Origin of the sequence: Chamaesiphon sp. (assembly GCF_041737865.1) — a bacterium.
Lineage (GTDB): Bacteria > Cyanobacteriota > Cyanobacteriia > Cyanobacteriales > Chamaesiphonaceae > Chamaesiphon.
Genome location: NZ_JBGSQZ010000026.1, coordinates 1 through 24,507, shown reverse-complemented (window position 1 = coordinate 24,507; position 24,507 = coordinate 1). Strand labels below are relative to the sequence as shown.

General features: G+C 45.1%; 25 protein-coding genes, 1 tRNA gene, 1 pseudogene and 1 riboswitch. Of the genes and pseudogenes, 10 read left to right on the top strand and 17 right to left on the bottom strand.

Annotated elements, in window-relative coordinates; genetic code table 11:
• Window positions 1-136 (top strand): annotated as a pseudogene (locus ACEW9J_RS01940) (IS5/IS1182 family transposase); the annotation flags it as partial.
• Window positions 137-229: 93 nt separating this feature from the next.
• On the opposite strand, the gene ACEW9J_RS01935 reads toward ACEW9J_RS01940, so the two are convergent.
• The 13 genes from ACEW9J_RS01935 to ACEW9J_RS01875 all read right to left on the bottom strand — a co-directional run bounded on the left by ACEW9J_RS01935 (window position 230) and on the right by ACEW9J_RS01875 (window position 12,291).
• Window positions 230-391, bottom strand: coding sequence for a hypothetical protein (locus tag ACEW9J_RS01935; RefSeq protein WP_373543462.1), 162 nt, complete (start codon window positions 389-391; stop codon window positions 230-232).
• Window positions 392-568: 177 nt separating this feature from the next.
• Window positions 569-1,765, bottom strand: coding sequence for a trypsin-like peptidase domain-containing protein (locus ACEW9J_RS01930; RefSeq protein ID WP_373543464.1), 1,197 nt, complete (start codon window positions 1,763-1,765; stop codon window positions 569-571).
• A 162-nt stretch (window positions 1,766-1,927) separates the two neighbouring features.
• On the bottom strand, window positions 1,928-2,356 hold the full coding sequence (locus ACEW9J_RS01925; protein ID WP_373543461.1) for a J domain-containing protein: 429 nt from the start codon (window positions 2,354-2,356) through the stop codon (window positions 1,928-1,930).
• A gap of 11 nt (window positions 2,357-2,367) precedes the next feature.
• Window positions 2,368-3,693, bottom strand: a complete 1,326-nt coding sequence (locus ACEW9J_RS01920) for an O-antigen ligase family protein (RefSeq protein WP_373543460.1) — start codon at window positions 3,691-3,693, stop codon at window positions 2,368-2,370.
• Window positions 3,686-5,125, bottom strand: coding sequence for an IctB family putative bicarbonate transporter (locus ACEW9J_RS01915; RefSeq protein ID WP_373543459.1), 1,440 nt, complete (start codon window positions 5,123-5,125; stop codon window positions 3,686-3,688). The genes ACEW9J_RS01920 and ACEW9J_RS01915 overlap by 8 nt, the downstream gene beginning before the upstream one ends.
• 156 nt (window positions 5,126-5,281) lie before the next feature.
• Complete coding sequence (gene nuoK / locus ACEW9J_RS01910; protein ID WP_373543458.1) at window positions 5,282-5,593, bottom strand: photosynthetic/respiratory NAD(P)H-quinone oxidoreductase subunit E; 312 nt, start codon at window positions 5,591-5,593, stop codon at window positions 5,282-5,284.
• Window positions 5,594-5,666: 73 nt separating this feature from the next.
• A complete protein-coding gene (locus tag ACEW9J_RS01905) occupies window positions 5,667-6,257 on the bottom strand; it encodes an NADH-quinone oxidoreductase subunit J (protein WP_373543457.1) in 591 nt (196 codons plus the stop codon).
• Window positions 6,258-6,339: 82 nt separating this feature from the next.
• The gene (gene ndhI, locus ACEW9J_RS01900) at window positions 6,340-6,897 is read right to left on the bottom strand and encodes an NAD(P)H-quinone oxidoreductase subunit I (RefSeq protein ID WP_373543456.1); all 558 of its coding nucleotides are present in this window, start codon (window positions 6,895-6,897) and stop codon (window positions 6,340-6,342) included.
• Between the two features lie 73 nt (window positions 6,898-6,970).
• Complete coding sequence (gene nuoH, locus ACEW9J_RS01895; protein WP_373543455.1) at window positions 6,971-8,089, bottom strand: NADH-quinone oxidoreductase subunit NuoH; 1,119 nt, start codon at window positions 8,087-8,089, stop codon at window positions 6,971-6,973.
• Between the two features lie 168 nt (window positions 8,090-8,257).
• Window positions 8,258-8,560, bottom strand: a complete 303-nt coding sequence (locus tag ACEW9J_RS01890; RefSeq protein WP_373543454.1) for a hypothetical protein — start codon at window positions 8,558-8,560, stop codon at window positions 8,258-8,260.
• Between the two features lie 441 nt (window positions 8,561-9,001).
• Window positions 9,002-11,173, bottom strand: a complete 2,172-nt coding sequence (locus tag ACEW9J_RS01885) for a BamA/TamA family outer membrane protein (protein WP_373543453.1) — start codon at window positions 11,171-11,173, stop codon at window positions 9,002-9,004.
• A gap of 86 nt (window positions 11,174-11,259) precedes the next feature.
• A complete protein-coding gene (gene purC / locus ACEW9J_RS01880) occupies window positions 11,260-11,988 on the bottom strand; it encodes a phosphoribosylaminoimidazolesuccinocarboxamide synthase (protein WP_373543452.1) in 729 nt (242 codons plus the stop codon).
• A gap of 90 nt (window positions 11,989-12,078) precedes the next feature.
• Complete coding sequence (locus ACEW9J_RS01875; protein WP_373543451.1) at window positions 12,079-12,291, bottom strand: hypothetical protein; 213 nt, start codon at window positions 12,289-12,291, stop codon at window positions 12,079-12,081.
• A gap of 68 nt (window positions 12,292-12,359) precedes the next feature.
• Between ACEW9J_RS01875 and ACEW9J_RS01870 the strand changes: the two genes are divergently transcribed.
• The gene (locus ACEW9J_RS01870; protein ID WP_373543450.1) at window positions 12,360-12,635 is read left to right on the top strand and encodes a hypothetical protein; all 276 of its coding nucleotides are present in this window, start codon (window positions 12,360-12,362) and stop codon (window positions 12,633-12,635) included.
• Window positions 12,636-12,697: 62 nt separating this feature from the next.
• Here ACEW9J_RS01870 and ACEW9J_RS01865 read toward each other — a convergent pair whose 3' ends face one another.
• A complete protein-coding gene (locus tag ACEW9J_RS01865; protein WP_373543449.1) occupies window positions 12,698-13,810 on the bottom strand; it encodes a glycosyltransferase family 4 protein in 1,113 nt (370 codons plus the stop codon).
• A 533-nt stretch (window positions 13,811-14,343) separates the two neighbouring features.
• On the opposite strand from ACEW9J_RS01865, the gene ACEW9J_RS01860 reads away from it, so the two are divergent.
• Window positions 14,344-14,416: transfer RNA gene (locus ACEW9J_RS01860), tRNA-Val, on the top strand.
• 34 nt (window positions 14,417-14,450) lie between these two features.
• Here ACEW9J_RS01860 and dndE read toward each other — a convergent pair.
• Entirely contained in the window at window positions 14,451-14,855 is a 405-nt protein-coding gene (gene dndE, locus ACEW9J_RS01855; protein ID WP_373543463.1) for a DNA sulfur modification protein DndE, read from the bottom strand.
• A 63-nt stretch (window positions 14,856-14,918) separates the two neighbouring features.
• Between dndE and fni the strand changes: the two genes are divergently transcribed.
• The 6 genes from fni (at window position 14,919) to thiC (ending at window position 21,623) form a co-directional block, all read left to right on the top strand.
• The gene (gene fni, locus ACEW9J_RS01850; RefSeq protein WP_373543448.1) at window positions 14,919-15,944 is read left to right on the top strand and encodes a type 2 isopentenyl-diphosphate Delta-isomerase; all 1,026 of its coding nucleotides are present in this window, start codon (window positions 14,919-14,921) and stop codon (window positions 15,942-15,944) included.
• A 153-nt stretch (window positions 15,945-16,097) separates the two neighbouring features.
• Window positions 16,098-17,909, top strand: coding sequence for a signal peptide peptidase SppA (sppA, locus tag ACEW9J_RS01845; RefSeq protein ID WP_373543447.1), 1,812 nt, complete (start codon window positions 16,098-16,100; stop codon window positions 17,907-17,909).
• 196 nt (window positions 17,910-18,105) lie between these two features.
• Window positions 18,106-18,714 (top strand): hypothetical protein, encoded by a 609-nt coding sequence (locus tag ACEW9J_RS01840; RefSeq protein ID WP_373543446.1) that lies wholly within the window; start codon window positions 18,106-18,108, stop codon window positions 18,712-18,714.
• Window positions 18,715-18,763: 49 nt separating this feature from the next.
• On the top strand, window positions 18,764-19,405 hold the full coding sequence (locus tag ACEW9J_RS01835; RefSeq protein ID WP_373543445.1) for a COP23 domain-containing protein: 642 nt from the start codon (window positions 18,764-18,766) through the stop codon (window positions 19,403-19,405).
• Between the two features lie 76 nt (window positions 19,406-19,481).
• Window positions 19,482-19,952, top strand: a complete 471-nt coding sequence (bcp, locus tag ACEW9J_RS01830) for a thioredoxin-dependent thiol peroxidase (protein WP_373543444.1) — start codon at window positions 19,482-19,484, stop codon at window positions 19,950-19,952.
• Window positions 19,953-20,137: 185 nt separating this feature from the next.
• Window positions 20,138-20,235: riboswitch (TPP riboswitch) on the top strand.
• An 8-nt stretch (window positions 20,236-20,243) separates the two neighbouring features.
• Window positions 20,244-21,623 (top strand): phosphomethylpyrimidine synthase ThiC, encoded by a 1,380-nt coding sequence (gene thiC, locus ACEW9J_RS01825; protein ID WP_373543443.1) that lies wholly within the window; start codon window positions 20,244-20,246, stop codon window positions 21,621-21,623.
• Window positions 21,624-21,698: 75 nt separating this feature from the next.
• Here the strand turns inward: thiC and ACEW9J_RS01820 are convergent, their stop codons facing one another.
• Window positions 21,699-22,268 (bottom strand): hypothetical protein, encoded by a 570-nt coding sequence (locus tag ACEW9J_RS01820; RefSeq protein ID WP_373543442.1) that lies wholly within the window; start codon window positions 22,266-22,268, stop codon window positions 21,699-21,701.
• A gap of 282 nt (window positions 22,269-22,550) precedes the next feature.
• Entirely contained in the window at window positions 22,551-23,663 is a 1,113-nt protein-coding gene (locus tag ACEW9J_RS01815; protein ID WP_373543441.1) for a hypothetical protein, read from the bottom strand.
• A 217-nt stretch (window positions 23,664-23,880) separates the two neighbouring features.
• Between ACEW9J_RS01815 and ACEW9J_RS01810 the strand changes: the two genes are divergently transcribed.
• On the top strand, window positions 23,881-24,384 hold the full coding sequence (locus ACEW9J_RS01810; RefSeq protein ID WP_373543440.1) for a hypothetical protein: 504 nt from the start codon (window positions 23,881-23,883) through the stop codon (window positions 24,382-24,384).
• Window positions 24,385-24,507: the final 123 nt, after the last annotated feature.

The window sequence follows — 24,507 nt, the reverse complement described above, 5'->3', positions numbered from 1 at the left end:
CGAAAGGTTAAAATATTCAGGGTTCTTTCTTCGAGATATAGAAATCGAAGACAGCGATTTGGGTTGAGATTTAACAAAGGTTGCTGGAATTTACAATTATGAGCTATATTTAGCTTCAGAAAAGGCGATCGCGTGATACTTTTGCAGGAGGTCTAATGACTCCTAGCTTCGCTCGAACACCGCCCTCAAATAAATTTGGGTGCTCATAGCTAAAGTTCGTTTCAACGAACTAAGTAGGGCTTGCTGAAGATCTCAGCAAGCCAATCACTGCAAGGGTTTTGAGCCTTTTTTCAGAAATTAAGTGTAAGGTTTTGACGTTGAAAGGCTCAAAACCCTTGCACTCGATCGCTTGAATCTGGCGATCGAGTGACAATATTTGCAACAAAACCATTTTTTAGCAAGGAGTTCAGGCTTTAGAACAGCATCAGGGACTAATTCAGCAAGCCCTACTTAGTTCTCTTGAGAGAACTTTAGCTATGAGCACCGAACTTCCAGTTCAGGGCGGTGTTCTAGCAGAGTAGATCGATTTTCATTATCCCAAACTCACATTAAATATCGATCGAAATTTCTATTTTTCGGCGGCTGTTGTCGGAAAGATACCTGGCTTAATTTCGAGCGATCGCACCTGTCCGGCGCGACTTACTTCTACTTTGAGAGTACGACCGATTTGACTGGCTTCTACCTGCTGCTGGACATCACTGGGAGTATCGATCGCGCTGTCGGCAACTTTGATAATAACGTCACCAGGATGAATACCGCCTGCTGCGGCAGGAGAACTAGGTACCACCTCCATTACTAATGCCCCTCGCTGGGCAGTAACTGTCGATCGCAAACGGGGGTCTTGAGCGATACCTGCTTTGAGTTCGGCGGTGAGGGGAATCATCTCTATCCCCAAATACGGATGGTTGACTTTTCCGGTGGCAAATAGTCGATCGGTTATCCGCGTTGCTGTGAGGATCGGAATCGCAAAACCTACACCTTGAGCATCTGCACGCATGGCTGTGTTCATCCCAATTACCTCACCGCTTGCGTTGAGCAAAGGGCCGCCCGAATTGCCTAGATTAGTTGCTGCATCGGTTTGAATAAAATTGACGCGCTTATCGGGGCTACCTACTTGCGAGCTAGTCCGCCCCGTCGCACTAATAATGCCCACAGTGACAGTATTGTTCAATCCTAGTGGATTGCCGATCGCAATCGCCCATTCGCCTGGGGTGAGTCGCTCTGAGTCACCTAGTTTGACGATTGGTAAATTCTGGGCATTGACTTGCAATACAGCGATATCTGTCAGTCGATCGAGTCCAACTACCTTTCCTACCAATACCTGTCCACTTTTGAGCGTGACATTGACTCGACTAGCTCCCTCAATTACATGAGCGGTGGTGACTATTTTACCATCAGCACTCAGGATAAATCCTGAACCTCTGCCCCGTTCTAGCTGTTCGTTGCTGGGTAGACGATCCAAAAAATTCTGCTTGAGGGGATTTTTTTTGATAGCTAGAGCGATTGCCTCGGTAGCATCAACTTTCACTACTGCGGGGCTGACTTTTGCCACAGCAGCGGTAATAAAGTCGCTATTTTCATTCTGGATCGATCGAGCCAAAATCGGTGGCAAGGGCATCGATAAAGGACTGGTATTACTAATCGGTAGTAGTTGCGATTGCTGTTGCTGGCGAAAGTATTTACCAAAACTCGCACCCATCCCACTACCTGCCACGATCGCGATCGTGCCTATGGCTATTTTTTTGAAGAGGATATCCATAGCGATCGATTTACAGATAGATATACTTAAATTTTCGCTCCGATCGCTGGAATACTCAAGTTCTAATACTTTTGGCTGAACTGGGATCGGCATCTTTTATCTATGGAACCCATTTGAGATCTTCTAGCCGATCGCTAGAAGATCTCAAATGGGTTCTAGACAACCCGCTCAGAATTCACCTCTGAGCATCCCCACCGAAATTGCCAGGATGACACAGCCGATAAATATGACAATTAACATCAACAGTACGGAAATTTCACCACCAGAAAGTGGTCGATCGGTCGAGTCGAGATACGCCGAAGATCGGTAGTTGTCCGGTCGGGGCTTGAGGGTTTGAAACTGGGGCTGAGACTGCATCACAAATACCCGCGAGTAGCCAATTTCCAGATCGTATGCCGCACGACGTTCGGGATGACTGATGGCAGCATAAGCTTGATTCAAAGCTTGAAACTTAACTGTGGCGGTTGCTGTGCTTAATTTGGTAGTATCGGGATGGTATTTTTTACTCAATTCCCGATAAGCGCGGCGAATTTCGATCGCCGACGCGCTAGCATGTACACCCAAGATATTGTAATAATTTTGTTGTTGATTATTCACCGGATCGCTCATTAGCTAGTAGATCTGGCGCGATAGACTAGCCCACACATACTTGCTAAAATCAGCCAAGCGTAAGTATTTAGGCGCAACTCTAAGGCGGTCACATCAGTGATATTAAATATTATAAACCCGCCAAAGGCAACTAGATAGGTAAAGAAAATTGTTCGCTCCGATCGCCATTGCAGCGGAAAGTTGAGAAACAGCAGCAGCGACTGGGCTAGAACCCAGCCGACTAGACTACAGAGCACGATCGTGGCAGGAATGCCGAGATTGGAAGATAGCATCAGCAGCAAATTGTGCGGATAGCCTAACCAAAAATGGCTGTATTCTTGATATAAGGAGCCAAAACTCTGCAACCCCCAACCAGTTACAGGACGCGCTTGGGTGAGATTCCAGGCGAACTTCCACTGCGACATACGAGTCAGTGCTTGTGGTCTGTCGGGATACATTTCATCAGTGATTCTCGCCCAAAAATAACGTGGGACGATCGATCTTAGTGGTTCTTTGAGCGGTACTGGCGCATAAGCAGCACTCAAAACCACCGTCCCAATCGTCGTCACGATCCCGACAATCCAGTACCAGCCCTGATAGATTGTAAATACTAAACTACTCAAAACTGCCCCAAACCAAGCAGCACGAGAACTAGTCAATATTAGCGACAGGCTACAAATTATTAGTACAGATGCTAACCACCACAAAGTCGGCGATTTCCACTTGAGTCCTCGATCGCCTTTAGCAGTATTTTGTTCGTAACTATCGATAAATAACCCCAAAGTAAACATAAACACCATTTGCAGATAAGCTGCCAAAGGATTGGCATGTCCGAACACCGCAGACATCCTTCCGAGCGGATTCCCGTGGGGATACATTTGGAAGATATATCCTGGAGTCCCCCAGATCGGCACAGTTGCACCGTAGCCCAATAACTGCAAAAATCCCAACAAGGCGATCGGTAAAGCTGGAATCATCATCATCCAAGCTAATTGTCGCAACTGTTCGGGCGATCGAATCAGAGTACTATAAGCCGCGAACAACGCAAAGAATGGTAAAAAATTTACTAGCCCCAATGCCGCATCACCAGGCTGGATTCCCCATAGCGATACAACAATCAGCCAAGGTGCCAATATTGCAAATCCCCAGTTCAACCGCTGCCGAACAATTTCCCGCCCGCAGTGTTGCCATGTCTTGAAGATCGCGAACAAAATAAATAGTACACCCATGCTCGGCACTAGTGGAAAAACTGCAAACCCGATCAGGGTAGATTTCCACGCCGATTGTAATTGGGGATTGGGATGCTGCCAATTCGCTCCAGGCATCAGGGATAGAAAATTAGGCATTGGATGGACGTGTCTTGATGGTGTCAGTTGCTGTGATGGCTGGATCTGGAGCCGCCAATCGATAAAAGCTGGCAATAATCCCAACTATCAACCACCATAGGGTTTGAATCTGCGGACGATACCACTCGGTATCGGTTGTACCTTGACCGAGGAGAGCTACCATGGAGACGATCGCCGCCATCAACCAAAAAGCTTGCGGATCTCGTGTCTGCCGCAACCGAGCTAAACCTTTAACGCCACAATTAAACGTGACAACGATCGTCCAGAGGAAGCAGACAAAACCTACATAGCCGATCTCGACGATCGTTTCCAGGAAGATCGAGTAGGCAGCTAGCGCACTGAAGCGGGGACTAGTTTGATAAATCGGATACATCTGCTTAAATACCCGATCTCCAGGCCCAAAGCCCCACAGCGGCCGATCTTGAATCATCTTACTGACAGCTTTCCAGACTTCGAGCCGGACATTATTACTACTATCTTTACTACCGCTAAAAATACTCAACACTCGATCGCGCAACATCGGCACTGTCAGAATTGCCACCCCACAGATGGCTAAAATCATCCCGATGGCGATCGGTAACGCCCACGATTTCCAAAATTTGGGCAACGTCGGCCGCCACCAATAGTAAACTAATCCAGCAGCCGCAAAAATCCCCAAGATCGCCCCTACCCAAGCACCGCGACAGTATGTAACCTGCAAGCAGTAGGTATTCACCACCACCATCAAAATCGCCAAGGTTTTTGGCACCCGACCGCGCCAAATAAAACAGGCTGCTACACTAAAGGCGATCGCTGGTAATAGATACCCAGCTAAAAGATTGGGATTATTGAGATAACTATATACCCGTGTGGTCTTCGCCAGTGTTGACTCAACATCCACCCAATTCCCCAACTGTTTGGCACCATAAATCGATTGATGGATACCGTAAACGCTAACGATCAGCGCGACGTGCAGGTAAATCCCGATCAGCCAGTTCCGAATCCGCGCCGAGCGACACAACCGCGCCAACATCAAAAATAATAGCAAATAAAGACCGACCAGATTTAGCCCTCTACTCGCGGCACTTTTTGCTGGTGATAAACCCGTTGAGACGGCGGAAATCCCCCAGAATATTAACAATGTGACATGAATGGGCGTGATGCCACCGCCACGATTGTCAGCCAGCGTTAGTAATACCCAAAATGCTGCTACTCCACCCATTAATAGCGCAATTGTCTCTGTAGATAGCCCTGGTGTAGAAGGTACAAAGGGCGATATTATAAATACCATCGATGTCAAGATCGCCCCAATTTCTTCACCCCAGTAGATGAACAAACTCTGCTGCTGCCAAGATTGTAAGCTTCCCACCCAGCGATGAACATAACTAACATCAACCCATTTATCGATGGATAAGTCAGATAATGTTAGGCGTTGCCAAAGAGAATTTATCACATTTAATGGGAGTTGGGATTTTTGTCGGGTGGTTAGTGTCGATCGGCAAGATGTAGATCTCAATCCAATTGAGATCTACATCTTTGGTTGAGCGTAGCTTGTGGTTGGATACTATCTAAATTTTTAGCAATCTCTGCACTCGAAATCCTTGAAAGATTACCATTTAAGTAGATTAAACTGTTCCATATCCACAGTATCGCGGTTGCGATAAATCGATAAGACGATCGCCAGTCCTACAGCAGCTTCAGCCGCTGCGATCGCAATTACAAATACTGTAAATACCTGACCCTTGATTTCGGCTGGATCGATATAGTTAGAAAAACCCATTAGGTTTAAATTAACAGCATTCAACATCAACTCGATCGACATCAATACTCGCACCGCATTTCGACTAGTTACTAGTCCATAAATACCGATACAAAATAGTGCAGCAGCTAAAATTAAAAAATACTGTAGTTGTAAAGTCATATAAATATCGATCGTTCTAAACTGCTGATTTAATTGTTTTATCCAAATTAGCGGACAGTTATCAAATTCTCACTTATTTACCAACCAATTCACGCGGACGTTCGGGTAGAGTGAGACGATCTTTTGTGGAATCACCAGCTACTAGATCGGGAATGAAATCTCTCCGAGCTAAGATAATGGCCCCTACCATCGACATCAATAATAGTACCGAAGCTAGTTCAAACGGTAGTAGAAAATCAGTAAAAAAGTGCTTTGCTAACGGCACGATTGTGCTGGCAAGCGGAACTATTGTCGTGGAAATTTTCCAGGGAGTAACGAGCGAAACAGCACTCAAAAGTGTAAATAATCCAGCACAAACTACTGCCGTAGTGCCCTGTCTGAGCCAACCATTCTTCAGTGGTTTGAAGTCCTCACGTTTATTTACCAACATGATCGCAAACAAGATTAAAACATTGACTGCTCCCACATAAACTAAGATTTGGGCAGCCGATACAAAATCAGCATTGAGGAGGATATAAATACCCGCCATGCTAATAAATACTCCACCTAATAGAAAGGCTGAATAAACAATATTAGCAAACAGAACTACGCCTAAAGCCGATCCCAACATCAAGGCTGAGAGAATGCCGAATGTGACTAACTGAACGCCTTCTGCAATTTGCATTTTCGTAACTGATTATATATTGTTGATAATTTGGAAACTTATCCTATCCCAGTGTTTCTGGGGAGGAGGATAAGTTTTCTAGTTATTTGTTACTGTTAGCACGTTGGGAACCAGCAGGCAAATCGCGAGGAGACATCACACCTTTAGGTAAGTATGCCATCGTGCGTAAGGCTGTGACCATCGGATCGTCAGTGACTTTGGTGGGAAGACGACCTAGAGCCACACTATCATAATTGAGTTCGTGGCGATCGAATGTCGCTAGTTCGTACTCTTCAGTCATTGAGAGACAATTAGTCGGACAGTACTCCACGCAATTGCCACAAAAGATACAGATGCCAAAATCGATACTGTAGCTATTGAGTTTCTTTTTCTTGCTAGCTTTGTCATACTCATAATCAACTACAGGCAAGTTGATCGGGCATACGCGCACGCAGACTTCACAAGAAATACATTTGTCAAATTCAAAATGAATCCGTCCCCGAAATCTTTCAGATGGAATTAATTTTTCATAGGGGTATTGAACCGTTACCGGACGACGCTGCATGTGATCGAATGTCACCGCCAATCCTTGACCGATATACTTAGCAGCTTGAGCGGTTTCTTTACCGTAATCGACTACTTGTTTGAGGAATTTCAGCATAATAAATAGTGATATTTTCCGACTCTAAAATCTAAAACCTAAAGCCTAAAGCCTAAAGCCTAAAGCCTAATCCCTAGCCACCAAAAGCATTTGGAAATGCCAATTTGAGTGCCGCTGTCAGCAGCAAGTTAGCTAGCGCAATGGGGAGGAGAAATTTCCAGCCCAAATTGAGAAGTTGGTCGATCCGTACGCGAGGTACAGTCCAGCGAGTGATGATCGCTAGAAAGACGAGGAAATAAGCTTTGAGGACTGTCATCGCAATTCCTAGCGACGCATCGACTACTTGAACCCAAGATGTAGCAGGATCGACACCGATTAAATTACTCAATAATTCGATTGGAATCGGACTCGACCAACCACCGAGATAGAGGATGGCGACTAATAGTGCAGACAATACTAGGTTAACGTAGGAAGCGATGTAAAACAGCGCAAATTTCATCCCCGAATATTCTGTCTGGTAGCCAGCTACCAGCTCTTCCTCAGCCTCTGGGAGGTCAAAGGGCAGACGTTCGCATTCAGCTAATGCCGAGATCCAGAAGATGACAAAACCAACAGGTTGTCGCCAGACATTCCAAGAGAGAATTCCGTATTCTGATTGTTGGTTGACGATATCGATCGTGCTGAGACTATTGGACATCATCACAATCGCGAGTACCGACAAAGCCAGCGGAATTTCGTAGCTGATCGATTGAGCTGCCGCCCGCAATCCCCCAATTAGCGAATACTTATTGTTGGACGCATATCCAGACATCAGCAAGCCAATCGGGACGATACTAGAAAAGGCAATCCACAAAAATACCCCAGTATTGACATTGGTAATTACCAAATTCTGTCCGAAGGGCACGATTAGGTATGAGATAAATACTGGTAACACGACGATAATCGGACCGATCGTAAATAGATACGGATCGGCATTGGCTGGCGTGATATCTTCTTTGAAGACCAATTTCAACCCGTCAGCAACTGGCTGCAATACGCCCAATGGCCCAGCAAATTCCGGGCCGATCCGCTGTTGAACAGCCGCCGAAATTTTACGCTCCAACCACACATTAACGAGTACGCCCACCGTGGCACCGACGATCATCAGCAACATCGGCAACGGCATCCAGATGATTTTAGCCAGTTCGGCTGAGACACCAAGGTCGCTAAGGGATTGGATAAAAGTTCCCTGAAGGTCAATTCCTGAATTCATATGTCCCTGCTTGGCTATTCACGACGGCAGAAATCCATCCTCTGAGCTTGATTTGGGTTTTCCGACGATCGAGATAAATATTAGTACAATTTTCTCTACCAGTATATCGTGGCATGGAGATTAGGCGATCGGCTACTATCCAATGGTTATCATCGATTTCGACCGCATTCAACCTCTAGGTCGATAGAGACTACAGACAATTGTGCCATCCTTGCGCGATCGAAATGATGACATATTGCCGTCTGGATCGGTAATTAAGCGATCGCGACAATCATACGATGCCGAAGATTGGACAACCCCATCGATACTCACCATCGCCTGATATTGCCAGTAATTTTTTGCACTCCGCTTAATATCTAAAATACAAATCCGCTGACTACCAACCTGACGGCAAAAATCAGCCCGAACTGGAACGATCCCGATCGACCAGAGCAACAACCCGATCGCACATAATTTAAAGAGATTTGTCAACACCTGCTACTCATTGGTCTTACCGATCGTGTACAAAGTCGATATTACCAAAGATCCGAGATTTAAGTCATCTCACATCTTGCACCAATACCTCAGGACTAGATAATAGCAGAGATCTAAGGGTACTTAGATCTCTGCCGATCGCTATATTTAACGTGAGTTCGGGTTAAGAGTTGCCTGGAGACTGTTCGCGTTGGCGTTCGTGTAGCGTCTCGAAGAGAAGCGTAGGCTCGGCTGGCGATGCAGGCGGACTTTGTGACATGAGCAACGATTTACGGAAAGTGCTTCACTTGGGGTTTCCCCAAGTGAAGCACCTTTTCAAGACAGCGAATCAAGACAACCCCCAGATCTGGGTTCTGCCCACACAAACAAAACCCGCAACCCACAAATTCTCTTCGTCTGCCGATCCGCCTATCACCAGCATCCTGAACTGACGATAATCTAGAACCTTTCCCCAATCCCAAACTGAATCCGAGTTTGAGAAAGATTATTCAGCGCATAATCGATCCGAATCGAACCAATCGGCGAATTAATGCGCAGGCCCGCACCATAACCAAAACCATTACCTGGCTTGCCCCGCAGTCCAGCGGGATCGCCTGGGACGCTACTTCCACTGCCAAGATCGCTACCATAGTCAGCAAATATCCCAGCCCCAACGATCGAGATCAGCGGAAAGCGATACTCTGCCGTAGCCTGAAAATAACTGCGTCCCGAACCGATATCTCCATCCTCATAGCCCCGGACGGAAGTACTACCACCCAAACTAAAAGCCTCATAAGGTGGTAAATCGCCCAAAACCGTGCCGCCTTGGACATTGAATAGTAGGGCTTGCGAACCAGGGGTAAAATTGATTAAACTCACAGGCACATATTGAGTGTAACTTGCTCTGGCTCTGGTCATCAGAATATTTCCAAGTCCGATCGGTACTGATTGATCTACGCCCAACTTGAGCAGCGAACCTTGAGTCGGATCGGTAAAATTATTTCGTAAATCTTGGGTCAATCCTAGCTGCACCATTAACAGATCGTCTTCTCCGGTTTTGCTGAAGGTGAGATCTCGACCGCCGATCCGAGGTACGAGCGTCCCATTCGGAATTCCATTTCCACTATTAAAGTCCTGAATGGCGACGCGTTGATACTGTACTCCGAGCGAAGCCCGCCAAGGACTATCGCTAAAAGGATCGCCATTGAGCGGACGATTGAAGGTAATCCCGCCCCCTTGGCGGATAATTGTGGGTGTATCGCCAGTATTCGAGCCGATTGGAATGCTTCCAGGCACGAACTGTGGTGTTGTTCCACCGTTAAATACTAAGGATGTCGATCGCCGTGAAAAGATATTAGTCGTATAAGATGTACGATTGGGATCGGTGGCAATCCAAGGATCGGTAAAGCTCAGATCGCCCAAGAAACCTGTCGTTCCTAATTGGACGCTAGTACCGATGGTTTGAGCATTTCCACCGACATTCGATTGGTTGTAGCTAACACTGGCAAACAACCCATTTGCCGAACTGATCCCCCCACCAGCAACGATCGAAGAAGTCTTGCGCTCGATTACATTGAACTGCAAGATCACTCTTGCCGGATCGCTTCCAGGCGCAAATGATACGCGCACATCATCAAATATCCCCAACCCATAAATCCGCCGCAGATCTTTTTCGACAGTATTCCGGTTAAAGATTTTGCCTGACTTTAACTCAGCTTCGCGAGTGACGATAAAAGGTCGAGTAATACCTGTAAATGGTTTCTTGTTCTCATCAACCAGCGCACCCTCTTTGTTCAAAAAGCGTACCTGGACATCTTCGATCAGTCCTTCCGCGATCGTTAACCTCAACGTACCGTCGGTACCGAGTTCCTCTACATCTACGACTTGCGCGAGGTTATAGCCCTGCTTTTGGTAAAGCGCGTTTAGTTGTTTGATTGCAGCTTGGAGTTCGACTGCATTTAACTGTTTGCCATACTGGGGCTGAAATAAGCTATCGATTTCTGTTTGCTTGAGGACAGAGCTACTGTCGGCTGGCAATGTCTTGATTTGGACTTGTCGTAAATTGCCATATGGTACGACTAAAAAGCTGAGTTTGACACCTTTAGGAGTATCTTCAGGAATAATCTCGACCGAGGAGAAGTCCCCCAAAGCTCGGATCGCATTGAGATTTTGCTCTAATTGTTCGCGGGTAGTTGGTTGTCCGGCTTTCACACTCAGAGCTTGACGGACTTTGGATTCTAGTGCGGGTTCTAACGACCCCTTGGGGTTCTTGATGATGATGTCTGAGACTAATACTTGTTTTTGATTAGCTGGGGACGTTGCAGGTGGCTGGATCTGTGTCTGCGGATTAGTCGGCGCGGGGATCGCTGGTTGCTTGACTGGCTGCTTGCGTGGTGAGGATTTGCGAGTTTTGCGCTTGGATTGAGCGATTAAATCTTTGGCTGTGGAGATGCCAGCCAAATTCTTGCTGTCTGAGACAGCCATCGATTTGCGATCGACGATCGCACTAGCTAGACTAGGCTGCGATACTAGCCGCTCGATTTGAGTTGAATCAGCATGTGCGGGCGCATAATTGAACTGGGCGATCGTGGCAACTGTGGCGACCAATAATACTTTAAATTTAAATCTCATATTTTTTTGTGGTAAATAGCGATCGGCAGTCGATGACTTAGGTAAACGATCTAGATCCTTTTTCCATAGCATATCTGTGCCAAATTCTACTCCCTAACTCCTAAAACTCTTGCTAAAACTTGTTGATAGGCATCTTCAATATTGCCCAGATCGCGGCGAAACCGATCTTTATCTAGGACTCGTAAACTGGCATCTGGTTCCCCAGTCAACCATAACCGACAGCTATCTGGACTAATCTCATCCGCGAGTAGGATCTGCTGTTGTCGATCGACGCCAAATTCGATTTTGAAGTCAACTAGTGTAATTCCACACTGTTTGAAAAAGTTTTGGAGGATATGATTGACTTGGATCGCTTTGGCGTGCAAGATATCTAGTTGGGCGGGGGTTGCCAATTCCATCAGGAGGAGTCGATCTCGTGTCAGTAGCGGATCTCCCAGGGCGTCATTCTTATAAAAGAATTCGACCAAGGGTTGAGGTAGGATGGTTCCCAAGGCGATTCCAGTCTGTTGACATAGGCTACCTGCGGCTATGTTCCGCACCACTACTTCGATCGGGATGATTTGCACCGACTTTACCCGCATCTCATTTGCGGCTGGACAGTCGATATAGTGAGTAGCAATGCCTTGCGCCTCGATCGATCGAAATAAGTGCGCCGCGATCTGACAGTTGATTTCACCTTTCCCAACGATCGTCCCCCGCTTTTGGGCATTAAAGGCAGTGGCATCATCCTTGAAGTAAGCCAGTAAAATATCTGGATCGTCGGTAGCGTATAAAATTTTGGCTTTACCTTCGTAAATTTGTGGATGACGATTCATGCTGAAATAGTTAGAATTGTAGTAACACCAAATTTTGGTTGAAATCGGTAATCGTTAGTAAGTACCCATCAACGGTCAACATTATAAAGTTTAATCCACAGTGTCCCACTTTATTTGGTTCGAGCTTGCTAAAATCAAGTTGCTAAGGTTAAAATCGGCACAAATATAGACATCTACTGTCGGATAAGCTAGGTAATGAGTAACAATTGTGCCAGACTCGCGATCGATCGAGAACACCTTCTTTAAATATTCATCAGTTTTTAGAACCGTTCCCGTGAGCCTCTCCAAAGGAGAATCGTTCATTGTCTACAATGAGCAGCTACAAAAAATCGTGCTGAATTAGTGTACGCAATAATTAGGACGCAATATTAATGTCAAAACCGAGCGACTTCTTTTTATATAGCAACTACCGCTACAATGGTGAGTTTTCACCTGAAAAATTAGCATTCAATAGCAATCTGCAAGAATTTACCCAGAAAGTCAGCTATATCTGTAGTCTAGAGACTGCTGGGAAGCTGACACCGGAGGAATCCTACCAGCAAATCAAAAGTCTCTGGAAAGACCTCAAGCGCAGCAAAAAACAGTTGGGTATTGGCGCGCAGAATCCGGCAAATAACAATGGGGATATAGATTTGCAGGGGGATTAGGGGACTAGCCCTAGTCGGATCGCTGTAGCAATAAAATATTTAGACTTTGGGTTAACTGGCTGCTAACTCCCAACTACTCGCCTATAGTAAGCCTGCAACTGCTTTGTCGCCGCCGCCCAACTCCAACGTTCGGCTTCGGCTCTGGCATTGGCGCGGAGCTGGAGATGTGACTGTGGATCGGCAAAGAGTTGTTGAGTAGCAGCGATCGCACCTTGAGGATCGTCAGGCTCGAATAGATAGCCATTTTGACCATCTGTAACGATATCAGGAATCCCACCCGATCGAGCAGCGATCGCCGGACATCCTGCCGCCATTGCTTCGAGTAACACCAAACCCAGCGTCTCCGTCCGCGATGGGAACACAAATGCGTCGGCTACAGCATAAGCCGCTGCTAGCTCCTCACCACCCAGATAACCAACAAAGTGAGTCGGCGTACCAGCAAAATAGCCCTCTAGACTAGCACGATGTGGCCCATCACCGACGATCGCCAGTCGCGCACCAGGAATCGCCGCCAGAACGGGCTTAATCTGCTCGATTTCCTTCTCCGCGCCAAGTCTGCCGACATATAGCAACAAACGGCTTGCTGGCTCACCTTGGCTCAAGTAACGACGCATCTCAGGTGTCGCCTTTGTGGGGTGAAACGTCTCGGTATCTACCCCTCGTTGCCACAAGTCCACACGATCGATCCCATGCTGGCGGAGTTCTTGCACCATCGCACTAGAAGTACACAGATTTAGCTGGGCTTGATTGTGTGCCCCTTTTAACAACTCCCACAACAAACCCTCAAACATGCCTAACCCATAGTGCTGGAGATATTTGGGCAAATGGGTATGATAAGAAGCTACTAGGGGAATCTGAGTAGATTTGGCATAAAAAATTCCAGCTAGCCCCAATACTGCTGGATTGACAACGTGGATCAGATCTGGCTGAAACTTGACTAATTGTTGACCGATTTCAGGACGGGGTAAAGCTAATTTTAGTTCGGGGTAGAGCGGTAGGGGAAAGGCAGACAATCCATAAATCTTGGCTCCGCAGTACGATCGCAATCCCCCCGCTGGACAAAAAATTAAGACTTCATCTCCATGTCTTTGGAGCTGATCGATCGTGTGCTTGAGTCGAGTGACAATTCCATCGACTTTCGGTAGAAAAGTTTCGGTGAATAAAGCAATACGCATCGGTTAGCAGTTATTTAGAAATTTTACAGTTTGGTTAGCAACGACTCTAGCTAATTAGGTATCTAACCCAAGTTGCTACCGATAACCAAAGCGGCTAGAAATAGCTCTTTGGAGTGCGAAGCGTCTCGAAGAGAAGGCAGACTTTGCCCAGCAATTCCAAATTCCAAATATTTTACCGATTCTCCACCAATAATCAATCGTTTCTGGTGGGGTTGGGCAGGTTTGTTGGACACTTACTTGTCCAGATCCAGGCTTTCTAGCATAAACCTGCCCCTACGAGGTGCATGAATAAGTTTGAATTTGGAATTGCTGGACTTTGCCATATTAGCCGCGACTTTATTCGCTGGCACTATCGTAAGTCGTAACTTGGGTTATTTAGCTAGCTCTTTGACGATTGAGATCGACTTGGCAACAAATATATCATAGTGTAGGCGAGTTACGGCGTTTGCATATTTACGACTCAAAGATATTGTATGTGGCGATCGCTTGACTAGATCCTAAAAGTCAGTTAGTATGTATAAGTGTCAAAACAAGGAAAGTTAGCTCAGTTGGTAGAGCTCCTGCCTTACAAGCAGGCTGTCACAGGTTCGAGTCCTGTACCTTCCATTCTAAAAATTAACGAAAAAGCCGACAAGCTAAGTCATAGCAAATCGGCTTTTTCGTTGACACTGGCTAAATTAACTAAATGTTCGATTTTCCGAATATTAGAATCGCCAGCTAGGTAGCCAATCCCCCGATGTAAGTGCAGCCGAAATTGCTGGGATAAAATATCTGGCGTTAGTTCCAATCCATCCCGATCGCACCGTTGCCTCAGTGCGAGAATCAGGATATCTGCCATGTCTCCACCGAAGATCCGCCAAGTCATTTCGAGATTGCTATCGGCTGGAATTGGTACTAGCGAGGGCGGCGCAGTTTCGGCTAGCGATCGACAAAATGCCCAACGACAGAGGATATTCCACTGTTCGATTTTCGTCGATCGCTTGAGTTTTAATAATTGATCTTTAGCTGTTTGTGATAGTCTAATGCTATTTACGGGTGGTTCCATCATAATAAGTTACTAGATATTAAGTAATTGAAATTTGCCCGATTACCCCAGCAATTAGCCACTATGTCTACCGTTCAACGCAAAGCCGAACATATTCGGATCTGTTTAGAGTCAGATGTCCAATTTCCGACTCAGGGAAGTGGATTCGACAGATATCAGTTCATCCATAGCTGTTTACCAGAACTAGACTACCAGCATCTCGATCTTACTACCAATTTGCTGGGCAAACAGCTCGGTGCGCCGATTTTGATTTCCTCAATGACTGGGGGTACCGCCCAAGCCAAAGAGATCAATTGCCGCCTAGCAGAAGTGGCGCAGGAGTATCGACTAGCGATGGGTGTTGGTTCTCAGCGGGTAGCGATCGAACAACCCCAGGTAGCAAATACTTTTCAAGTGCGGCAAATTGCCCCAGATATCCTGTTACTCGCCAATCTCGGAGCTGTGCAACTCAATTATAAGTATGGGATCGACCAGTGCTGGCGGGCGGTAGAATTGCTGGGAGCTGATGCCCTGATTTTGCATCTTAATCCCCTTCAGGAGTGCATTCAACCCCAAGGCGATACCAATTTTAAGGGATTACTCGATCGGATTGCTAACGTCTGCGATCGGCTACCTGTGCCAGTAATCATCAAAGAAGTCGGTAATGGGATTTCGGCAAGCATGGCACAACAATTAATCGCGGCGGGAGTAAGTGGGATCGATGTTGCGGGTGCTGGGGGGACTTCCTGGGCAAAAGTCGAGAGCGAACGTGCTCAAACAGTCCTTCAACGCAGGCTGGGGGAGACTTTTGCTGATTGGGGGATTCCGACAGCAGCATGTATCACCGAGATTCGTCAGATTGCGCCGACTCTACCATTGATTGCGTCTGGGGGAATCCGAAATGGTTTGGAGATCGCCAAAGCGATCGCTCTGGGCGCGGATGTTGCAGGTTTAGCATTACCATTTCTTCAGGCTGCGGACATTTCGACGCTAGCAGTAACCGAATTAGTCCAAATTCTAATAGCAGAAATCCAAACAGTGCTGTTTTGTACTGGAAATGCTAGTCTATCTGACTTACGACAATCCAATTGTCTCCAACTATCGAGGTGAAAGCCAGCTAAAAAATCTAGTCTCAATCCAGACGCCCTCTAAATCTAACTGACTGCGATCGAGAAGTAGAATTCACACCACGATCTGGGAATAATTAGAACTATGCCCCCGAACATTTAGCGTTAAAAAGTCTCATCTCCTCACACACTACTTATGCGTCAATTTTTAAAACAAGCCCTAGCTAGTACCGTTGGTAGTCTACTCGGCTTGACATTATTTTCGGCAGTCTCGATCGCTGTAGTTTCAGTGACGCTTGGGGTGCTGATTCAGAGTGCTACCGAAAGCAATAATACCATCAAAATTTCTGATAAATCAATTTTGACGATCGATCTCTCTCGCTCGATCGTCGATATCAATCCTGGCAAGACATTACAAGAAACGATCGCTGGAGAAGCTAATAATGTCATTGAGTTAAAGTCCGTACTCAACTCGATCGACGCTGCAACCACAGACAAGCGGATTCTGGCAATTTATTTAGATGGAAGTAAGGGGAAACTTAGTAATACTGGTTTTGCTACGCTCAAGGAAGTACGGACTGCACTAGAGCGATTTCGGGCAAGTGGGAAGAAAATCATTGCCTACAACATTGATATGGATAAACGAGATTATTATCTATCTTCAGTTGCTAATCAAATTTCTATCAATCCAATGGGTTCGGTAGATATTAATGGCTTTCGATCGGAAACTATGTTTTTCAAAAATGCTTTTGATAAGTATGGTATCGGCGTTGAAGTCGTGCGGGTAGGTAAGTACAAATCTTTTGGTGAAACTTGGTCTTTAGCTAAATTTAGCCCTGCGGCAAGACAAGAAACTCAACAGTTACTAAATAATCTTTGGGGAGATTTCAAAGCTTCAGTTGGTACTAGTCGTCAATTAACACCAGACTCGATCCAAAAAATGTCAGACGATCGCGGTATATTTACAGCAGCTCAATCAATTAAAAACAAGTTGATCGATCGAGTTGCTTATCCCGACCAAATCTCAACAGAACTCAAGAAAATCAGCGGCACAGATGAAGAAGATAAGACTACTTTTCGGCACATCGATATTGATAATTATGCTGAGATAGCCAATAAAAAGCAGCATAATTATAGCCGAAAAATTGCTGTAATCTATGCTCAAGGAAGTATCGTCAGTGGTGAAGGTGGCTCTGGGCAAATTGGTAGTGATAGCCTAGCACGTCAGCTCCGCGAACTCCGCATCGACAAAGAGATTAAAGCAGTAGTCCTCAGAGTAAATAGTCCTGGCGGTAGTGCCTTGGCTTCGGATATTATTCAACGCGAAGTCAAGCTTTTGCAAAAAGAGAAACCCGTCGTGATTTCTATGGGTGATGTGGCTGCATCTGGTGGTTATTGGATCTCTACTTACTCTAACAAAATATTTGCCGAATCAAATACGATTACCGGATCGATCGGGGTAATTGGCATCAATTTTAACTATCAAAAATTAGCTAACAAAAATGGAATTAGCTGGGATGTAGTCAAAACATCAAAGTTAGCTGATGGTAACACTATCGCTCGTCCCCGTACTCCCCAAGAGTTGGCGATATCTCAACAAATAGTTGATGATATCTATGATGACTTTCTCAATAAAGTTTCCGAATCTCGCAAATTACCCAAACAAAAAGTGGCTGAGATTGCCCAGGGGCGAGTTTGGTCTGGTACTGATGCCAAAAAAATCGGATTGGTGGATGATATTGGTGGTCTTAATGACGCGATCGCCTATGCCGCTAAAACTGCTAAATTAGGTCAAGATTGGGAGCTAGAAGAGTATCCAGTAGTTGAAGGTTGGGAAGAAAAGCTGCTCAAGCGATTTGCAGGTTCCAAAGAAGTCCGCTCCCTTCAGAGCCAAGATCCACTGAGCACCGAGTTACTCAAAGTAAAATCAGAGTTGAGCAGCTTGAAGAGCTTCAACGATCCTCGTGGTGTCTATGTCCGATTACCATTTAACTTCAAATTAGATTAGCCACTTTTTTGGATCGACTCACATCTTGTCCCAGGGTTGAGGTTGCAACTCAGGGGTATACTAAATCTCAGCTATTTTGCGATGGTATTGGGCGTCGGCTGTGAGCGATAATGGACATCTATCTCAACAAATACGGAAACTGCACTCGGGCTAGTGTAGATACATATACGCAGGGAATACTGGGGAATCCGATCGTATGCGCCAAATTAAAAATAGTTTATTAGTACTGATATTCTTAGCGGTTGGCTTGCCAGCATCCGCTCAAAATCAACCACCAACAGAAAATGCTCCAGTTGCTCAAGCTAGCCCAACCGACTTAATTGGTGTTGGCGTCAGCATTATCAATAGTTTGATCAATCCACCTAGTCGTGCAGCAGAAATTAATGCTGAGACTGAAGTAAAGAAAGCAAAAATTGCTGCTGATGCTGAAGTCGCTAAAGAAAAGTTGCGGCTTGAAGCTAGTAAAAGCACAGATCGAATCACTCCAGTTTTAGATAAATGGGGGGTCGTACGGATTGCTTGTGCGCCTGGTTTGGTGTTTATTAATGGTATTACTACAGATACTGTCTGTATCGAACCAAATAAAAATATGAGTGCGGGTTACTATACCTACGATGATGCTAAACAGCAGCTAGTCAAAAATAGTAATAACGTCCAAGCCACTCAAACTACTAAAGTATCAAATACTAATAGTAATACTTCTATAGAGAGTAATAGTAATACCAGTATTAATGGTAATAATATAAACACTAATACCAATAATTTCAATAATAGTAATAATTATAAGAGAGAACAAGGCTTTTAATCGAGTTACTATCTCAAAAAAAATTAAATTTACAATCGAGCTAAAAATAATGAAATTAACATATATAACTCAATTATTACTCGCTACTCTAACTGTACCTGCTGTAATATCCCAGTCAGTACTCGCACAACTACCACCAATTATCGATACACAAACTAACTTGACAGTAACAGAAACACCAAATAATGTCCCTCAAGTTACTGCATCTGCATCGACGCTTAGAGTTAGTTGTCAAGACCTGAAAACTGTCGTCCAAAAAGGCGATCGTCAAGCAGTAATGGTAAATTGGAACTATGACGGCTTTGGTAAAGAGTTTACCCCTCAAAAACGCTGCCAAATGGTGTCAGAACGGCTTCAACAAGCGGCAAATATCAATGGTGGCACTTTCAAGGATTTACAATTGGCTAGCGGTACAGTCAATGCTCAACCCGTTATCTGTGCATTACAATCCAATGGGACTAAATGCAATCGCCAGAATCTGTTATTTACACTCAAACCAGAAAATGCCCGCAATCCCGACGCCATAATTCAAAAAATCTTTAGTTTCGCTCAAGATGGGAGTAGTTCATTAAATGAGAGTGCTAGTAGTCAACCAAAAGCTGATGTGAATCTGGGCAATTGGGAAAAGACAGCTTTCCCTCAGTCGGAACGCCCGTCTACCAATAGTAGAAATGCAAATACTGGATTTTAGACCTAAGAAGTAAGTTATAGTATCTCGGTATTTAATCACAGCACGATTCTCTTCTAGAGAGGCTCACGGGAACGAGATGAAAATTGGAGAATTTGCCCCAGACTTTGCGGCGATCGATCGACACAGTAATAGTATTAGTCTCAAAGACTTTCAGAATCAATGGCTAGTATTGTACTTTTATCCTAAAGACAATACCCCAGGCTGCACGACCCAAGCGATCGAGTTCACCGAAAAATTACCTCAATTTCAGGCACTTAATACCCAAGTTGTCGGCATCAGTCCTGACTCGATCGCCTCTCATGGTAAATTTATTACCAAACATAATTTAGAGATTATCCTCCTGAGCGATCCCGAACATCAAATTGCTGAAACCTATGGTGTCTGGCAATTAAAGAAATTTATGGGGAAGGAGTATATGGGAATTGTGCGATCGACTTTTTTACTCGATCCCAGTGGAAAAATTACTCAAATTTGGTCGAATGTGCGCGTCAAAAATCATGTCGATGCCGTATTAGATGCAGTTAGACAGTTGACGGTTGACAGTTGACAGTTGACAGTTGACAGTCAATCGCGATTCGCGCTCATCGGCTCTGCCGAAGGTTTATGAGCGATTCTCCTGATGGAGAGGCTACGCCAACGAGACAGCGAGGTTCTAGGGTGGGGATTTAGACTCGGAGATCGCGATAATTGGCAACATCCCACCCAAACTCGATCGTAAATGTTAAAATCTACAACTATAGCTAGGGGTGTCCGAAACCAGTCGGGCTGAGAACATACCCTTGCACCTGAGACTGGGTAATGCCAGCGGAGGGAAGCTGTTTATGATAGGAAATTGACTATGCGTGCTGAATGGATTGCGAAACGTAGTGGACAAGCCAATGTCTCCCAGATGCACTATGCGCGGAAAGATGTAATCACCGAAGAAATGGACTATGTTGCCAAGCGCGAAAACCTCCCTGTGGAGCTAATCCGCTCGGAAGTTGCGCGCGGACGGATGATTATCCCCGCAAATACCAATCACCCAAATTTGGAGCCAATGGCGATCGGGATTGCATCTCGCTGTAAAGTGAATGCGAACATCGGAGCCTCGCCAAGTTTCTCTAATATGCAGGAAGAGGTCGATAAACTCGCCTTAGCAGTGAAATACGGTGCGGATACCGTGATGGATCTCACCACTGGTGGCGGTAATTTAGATGAGATTCGGATCGAAATCATCAAAAATTCTCCCGTACCCATCGGTACTGTCCCGATTTACCAAGCTTTAGAAAGCGTCCACGGTAGTGTCGAAAATCTCACCCCCAATGATTTTCTGCACATCATCGAAAAACATGCCCAGCAAGGTGTGGACTATCAAACTATCCACGCAGGTATTTTGATCGAACACTTACCTCTCGTCCGCAATCGGTTGACAGGGATCGTCTCTCGCGGCGGTGGGATTTTAGCGCGGTGGATGCTGCATCACCATAAGCAAAATCCCCTTTATACCCACTATGATGACATCATCGAAATCTTCAAAAAATGCGATGTGTCCTTTAGTTTGGGTGATTCCCTGCGTCCTGGCTGTACCCACGATGCTTCTGATGAAGCTCAACTAGCCGAACTCAAAACTCTCGGCAATCTCACCCGTCGAGCCTGGGAACATGACATCCAAGTGATGGTAGAAGGGCCTGGACACGTCCCAATGGATCAGATTGAGTTTAACGTCAAAAAGCAGATGGAAGAGTGCTCAGAAGCTCCTTTCTATGTTTTAGGCCCACTTGTCACCGATATCGCGCCTGGTTACGACCATATCACCTCCGCGATCGGCGCGGCAATGGCTGGCTGGTATGGTACCGCCATGCTCTGCTACGTGACTCCCAAAGAGCACCTGGGTTTACCCAATGCTGAAGATGTCCGCAATGGTCTGATCGCCTACAAAATCGCCGCTCACGCTGCTGATATCGCCCGTCACCGTCCAGGTGCTCGCGATCGTGATGATGAGCTATCCAAGGCTCGTTATAACTTCGATTGGAATCGTCAATTTGAACTCTCCCTCGATCCCGAACGGGCGAAGGAATATCACGACGAAACTCTCCCCGCAGATATATACAAAACTGCCGAGTTCTGTTCGATGTGTGGCCCTAAATTCTGCCCGATGCAAACTAAGGTAGATGCCGATGCTCTGACTGAACTAGAGAAGTTCTTAGCTAAGGAAAAAGAACCTTCGAGTATTGGGTAAAGGTTACAAGTGAAGCAATATCCCCGACTTCGGCTGGAAGTCGGGGATATTTTTAGACATAATTACTGAAATAATTTAATTCCATGAATAATGTTCGGGAATCAGATCGTCAGGAGCAAATAAATGTGGACTCATTGGTGCTGATGCCGTATCGTACCAGGATTCGAGTAGATCTTGGGTTTCTTGCATTTCACCGATCGACAGATCGCGAGGGATGATGATGCCGATACTGCGATCGGGAATAGCTACATAATAACCGTCAGGGAAATACTTATCTAAATAAGGTGAGAGCAAAATTCTCGATGAGCCAAATCCATCGCTGTGCATCATAATCGCCCAAATCACACTACCATCTTTGCGGAGCTTTTGGTGTGTCCACAGCTCTTGAGAGGCGACTTTGAGGTTGATTACCGCTCGTTGTTGCCAATCGATCCCTTCTGCTTCCCAGACAGCTACCATTTCTGCTGTAACATTCTGATAAGCAACTCGTCCCTGAGGGTGACGATCGACAATTACCCAACTCAATGCGTAGTCACGCAAGGGTAATTCTTCATGAGGCGATGCCCAGAGATTGGAATTGAGACAAGTAGAATGAATAATCAAGGGCATTAACCGATCGATCGCATCAATGATAGTTGCTGACATGGTATAGATTTGGGGGATGGGTTACTACTCTTCATTTAGATTACCCACCAGATCCAGTTCAATTCACATTTATTGAGATTGTTGGATAAAATCAGAGGTTTGGTTGAGCCTCAAACAATCTCAATCTTAGTACTTGAGGCACGATCGACATCTAGACACCGCCGACAATCGCGATCGCGTATTTGGTACGAGAATTTAATTGATTAGCGAATGCCGAATGAGATTTACGATCGAGTGTAGAAGCTAAATGTCGCTGGCGTAGCCTTTCCGCTGGAAAATCGTCTAATTAACACCAGTCAACACAGGAGGCTTTATTTGTGTCGTCTCTACCACCGGGTCGATCGTGGTTGATGGTTTTGGAGGTGCGATTAGGTGGAAGCTATCTTTGTACTTTTGATACAGCTCTAATCCTGGCACTTGAGTATTGAATTCTTTTGGCAATCGATATTCATGGGCTGTATATTTCTGACGTAAATTGACGATCGATTGATAGTGAACCTCCCATTTCTTGATTATTAATAAAAATTCCTGAAATTTTTGATAAGAAGTTTCATGGCGAGATTTTAAGTCAATATATTGTAACATTTTTGCATAAGTTTCTGGTCGATTATATTTATCTTCCACACCGACGATCGGGCCTAATTTCTCAAATACATTATATTTGACCATTACGAGCAGCAATAATGAATCAAGATTTAATAAGTCTTCTGATTCTAATTGAGCAATCGTATTAGAAACACTACGCAAGGTTGAGTAATCATCAAGTTGATATTTATTGAACAATAGGAGTAATTTCATCCCCAATGAGTTGTTGGAAATCTTACTCACTGCCTGAACATAGGCTTCTAGGGCTATTTTACCTTCTGCTGTTTTTAGGAGCGGCAACACTTCTTGGAGCTTTCGATCGATCTGCTCCTTGAATGCTGCGGGATCTAGATTTTGAGTCAGTAGTCCATTGACAAATTTATATAGTTCTTGTTGTCCGCTACTGCAATATCTCGATTCAGCACTATCGATCGTCGAAAAGCTATTTTGGGCAGCGATTGCGATCGCCAGCATTTCGATCGTTTCATCTAAGTTTGCATACTCGCCGATCGATCGAGCAATATAACTCTTGATTTTGAAGAACCTCATAAATTCAGTATTACCAAACTTTTCAGCGTTCATATTTTCCGCTTGATTGGTAATCTGTGCCAGCTTCTCAAAGTTGCGCTGATGTAAGAATTTATCGCTCTCTAGTATTTGCGGCTTCCGAAACCTGTCACTAAACTTTGATATAAATGACTCTTTACCCAACTTTGCTGCTTTTTTTGAATTCAATAACAAAGATATGACTGGAAATAAAGCTAAACCACCAATCACAACTGCAATGGCAATTAATGCTGGGGTTGACATCACAAATGTGTAACTTGCTCCACCATTACTACCAGTACTAATCGCTGTCTAACTCGCTCCTGACGACTGAAGCGGATTTGCTTTTTGGATTTGTCGATTAGCATCAGCCGCAGTTGACCTGACTGCCTGACACAAATGCCTCAAAAGCAGACAGGAAGAGGAAAAGAGTAGAAAAACATGAGAAGCTAAAGTTACGAACGCTCTAGCTGAAATTCTCATGAATGCTTCTACTCCTCTGTATCTTCAACTACTCGGATTTTTTCGTCAATACAGTAGAGCTAGAGACTGGCGACATTTAAAGACATTAGGCTGGATGGTGAGTGCCCTAATTGGAAGTGGGAAGCTCAGTCTACCAGCTTGGGAACCACATGTTAGTAGCAAAGCAACCCAAGCACAAAGCTTTGAAAGGCGATGGCGAAGATTTTTGACTAACAAAAAGATTAATGTTGAACACATTTACCTCCCACTGGTAATGGCAGCATTGAGTAAATGGAAAAACCAGCGATTGTCTCTAGCGATGGATACAACAGTGTTATGGGATAAGTACTGCATGATTCATTTATCTGTAGTCTGTTGCGGCAGAGCTATTCCATTGTTATGGGATGTACTCGAACATGAAAGTGCCACCGTTGCTTTTTCTAACTATGAGAGACTGCTCCGAAAGGCTAAATGGTTGTTGCGTGAGTATGATGATGTGATTCTCTTAGGGACTTACAATTAAAAAATCATTCCAGCTTTGATTCTGGGATGTAGAAAATATCAACAAACCATTTACCAAGATTCAGTTGCTCACCTTGTACTTCTAAACAAGTTAATCGTTGAATTTGATTTTCCACCTCTACCA